At 71.6% G+C, this 3,296-nt stretch carries 4 protein-coding genes; all 4 read right to left on the bottom strand.

The window, feature by feature from the left end:
* Positions 1-285 (bottom strand): hypothetical protein (locus OOT08_RS07455; protein ID WP_325091968.1); only part of this gene is annotated, 285 nt, incomplete at its 3' end.
* A gap of 77 nt (positions 286-362) precedes the next feature.
* A complete protein-coding gene (locus OOT08_RS07450; protein ID WP_325091967.1) occupies positions 363-1,298 on the bottom strand; it encodes an ROK family protein in 936 nt (311 codons plus the stop codon).
* Positions 1,295-2,071 carry a copper homeostasis protein CutC gene (locus tag OOT08_RS07445; protein WP_325091966.1) on the bottom strand — a complete coding sequence of 259 codons (777 nt, stop codon included), beginning with the start codon at positions 2,069-2,071 and terminating at the stop codon, positions 1,295-1,297. Before OOT08_RS07445 ends, OOT08_RS07450 begins: the two co-directional genes overlap by 4 nt.
* A partial coding sequence (locus OOT08_RS07440) for an ABC transporter ATP-binding protein (RefSeq protein ID WP_325091964.1) occupies positions 2,068-3,296 on the bottom strand: 1,229 nt, incomplete at its 5' end. The genes OOT08_RS07440 and OOT08_RS07445, both read right to left, overlap by 4 nt.

Genomic DNA, 3,296 nt, shown 5'->3' with positions numbered 1-3,296 from the left:
CCACGCCTTCGCCGCCGTGTTTCGCCAGCCCCGCATGAGGGCGAGCCCCACGATCCAGGACCCGATCATGACGAGCGCGAGCACGATGAGGGCCGGGAGGAACACCCCGTCGGCCGTTCCTGGCTCATCGACCGGGACGATCGCCCCGTCAATCACACGGAACGCCCGGCTCACCGCCAGGAGCATCCCCGCAAACACCAGGGTTCCCGTCGTCGCGAGCACGGCCCCGCCGAGCGCCCAAGCCCGCTCGGCGGCGGTCATGCGGGCGGGGGTGCTGTGCGTCATGGGTGGGGTCTTTCGTCGTGTCCTGTCAGCGTATTGCGCCGTCCCCGGAGGGAGCTGAGAAGCCCAGTGCGCGGCGGCTAACGGGTCGCACCCAACGCGTCCTCTCCGAGGCACTCGAGCGCGGTGGCCGCGCTGCCAACCGCCCCCGCCCACCGGCCGAGTGCTGCCGGGAGAATTGGCGGGACCTGGTGGAAACTCGCCCGCTCGGCAACGAGCTGCGCAGCACGCAACACCAGCCGGTGCGGGGCGCTCGCGAGTCCGCCACCGATCACGACGCATCCGGGATCGACGAGCGCGAGCAGAGTGAGAATCGCGTCCGCGAGTGCCGAGGCAGCCCGCTCGACAACCGCAACGGCCCGGGGATCACCGTCCCCGAAGGCGCGGAGGAGCTCAACGGGAGACCCGCTTCCCCCCGCGTCACGCCAGGCCGCCTGAAGCGCCGGCGCGCCAACGATCGTCTCAAGGCAGCCCAGCTGCCCGCACGAGCAGCGCGCACCGCCCGGCTCCACCACGACGTGGCCCAGCTCGCCGGCGGAGCCGTTCGCCCCGACGCGAACCTGCCCATCGAGGACGTGCGCCCCAGCGATGCCCGTCCCGAGGGCCAGGGTGAACACGTCGGCCCGCCCCTGCCCGGAGCCCCACCGGGCTTCGGCGATCGCGGCGGCATGCCCGTCGTTGATCACGCGCACCGGGAGGGACAGGGCCGAGGCCAGCTCCTCCTGGAGAGCCACGCCGTCGAGTTCTGGCAGATTCGCAACGCGGATGACCCGGCCGGTGCCCGAGTCAATCAGGCCGGGGATCGACACCGCAAGCGCGTGAACCTCGTCTGAGCCGCAGGCCTCGGCCACGGCGGCGACGAGCCCGGCAACCGGGCGCCGCCCCGGGGTGGCCAGTGTTCCGCGGCGGAGCACCTGAGGAGCATCCCCCGGGGCGCTGCCCAGGGCCGCGGCCACGTACTTGACGCTGGACCCCCCGACGTCGAGACCGATCACGAGCGGAACGGGGACGCTCACGAGTGACGCCCCAGGGCCGCCTCAGCGATCATCCGGGCGAGAGCCGGATCGACGGTTTCGTACCTCCCGGCGTCACCGGCGCCCTCGGCGCTGCCGAGGCTCACCGGGCTGTGTCCGAGCACCGTGCGCTTCGCGGAGAAATGGATCGCGTCGACGCCGAGCGCGACGAGCCGAGGGGCATTTTGGGCGGTGACCCCGCCACCCGCCATGATCTCGAGGTCTCCATCGACCCGGTCAATCATGGTCGCCAGCGCGCCCAGACCCGCGTCGACGGAGGCGCCTCCTCCGGAGGTGAGCACTCGGGACAGACCGAGGCCGCGGACGGCCTCGACCGCCCGGATGGGATCCGCAGACACATCGACGGCGCGGTGTGCGGACACCTGGGCCGTCCCGGCGCGGTCGCGCAGTCGAGCCATGTGGTCCTCGTTGATGTGCCCTTCCGCGGTGAGGCAGCCGATGACCACCCCGTCGGCACCCGCGGTGACGGCGGCCTCGATATCGGAGAGCATCACGGCGATGTCGGCTTCGGAAAAGACGAAGCCCCCGGCCCGTGGCCGGATGAGTGCGTGCACCTCGACGTCGCAAGCCTGTCCGGTAGCCACAGCTGCGCGGAGCGTCCCGGCCGAGGCGGTGAGGCCACCGAGTTCGAGCGCTTGGCAGAGTTCGACTCGTGCCGCGCCGATGTCTGCGGCGACGCGCACGGCCGCCGCGTCTTGGGCGATCAGCTCCAGGGTGACGGGGGCGGTTCGTCGCACCGGCTCTGACGTGCTCACGAGCGTGCCTCCACTGCTTCGCGGACCTCGCGGCGTGCGGCCTGCACGGCGGGGTCTGGCACGGGAACCGAGGCGAGCAGCCGCTGGGAATACTCGTGGCTCGGTCGCTGCAGGACCTCGGCGCTCGGCCCGATCTCCACAATCTTGCCGAGGCGCATGACGGCCACGCGGTCGGAGAACTCGTGTACGACGGCCAGGTCGTGACTGATAAACAGGCAGGCGAAGTTCATGCGCTCCTGCAGAGAGCGCAGCACATCGAGCACCGCGGCCTGCACGGACACGTCGAGCGCGCTGGTCGGCTCGTCGGCAATGATGAGTTCGGGCTCCAGCGCAATGGCCCGGGCGAGCCCGATACGCTGACGCTGCCCGCCGGACAGCTCGTGCGGGTAGCGCCGCACGTAGTTCGCGGGTAATTCGACCGCCTCGATGAGTTCGCGAACGCGTGTCTCGCGCTCGGCTCGGCTCAGTCGGACCTGACGACGGTGCACCACGAGGGGCTCGGCGATCGCGTCGCCGACGGTCATCCGTGGGTCGAGACTCGACCCCGGGTCCTGGAAGACCGCGCCGATGCGTCCCCGGAGCGTGCGTCCGGCACCGCCGCGGAGTCCGCGGGCGGTCGCGGGTTGACCGAACAGGGTAATCTCGCCGCCGCTCAGCGGGGTAAGCCCGAGAATGGCTCGGCCGAGGGTGGACTTGCCGGAGCCGGATTCGCCGACGAGGCCCAGGATCTCGCCGGGGGCGAGGCCGAGGGAGACGTCATCGAGCGCGAGGAAGGGCTGCCCCGCGCGGCGATACTCGACCCGTGCGTGCTCGACCCGGACCGCGGGCTCCACCGCGGGGGTCGCCTCCGCGATGGGTTCTTCCGGCCGGGGGTGCGCGCTGACGCTCGTGTCGAGCTCGGGGAGCCGGGGAACGGCGGCGAGCAGCCGCTTCGTGTAGTCCTCCCGCGGCTGGGTGAGCACCTGGGTGCTGCCACCGGTCTCCACCATCTCGCCGCGGAACATCACGGCAACGCGGTCGGCGATATCGGCGACCACCCCCATGTTGTGGGTGACGAGCAGGATCGCGGTGCCGTTGCTCCGAGCGAGCGAGCGCAGCAGGTCGAGAATCTCGGCCTGCACGGTCACGTCGAGTGCGGTGGTCGGCTCGTCGGCGATGATCAGGGCCGGCTTGCAGGCCAGCGCGATGGCGATGACGACGCGCTGACGCTGCCCGCCGGAGAGCT

This window comes from Leucobacter sp. M11 (genome assembly GCF_035726885.1).
GTDB lineage: Bacteria > Actinomycetota > Actinomycetes > Actinomycetales > Microbacteriaceae > JAPFRB01.
Note: the sequence above shows the minus strand (reverse complement) of the source record. Positions and strands in the feature narration are given on the sequence as shown.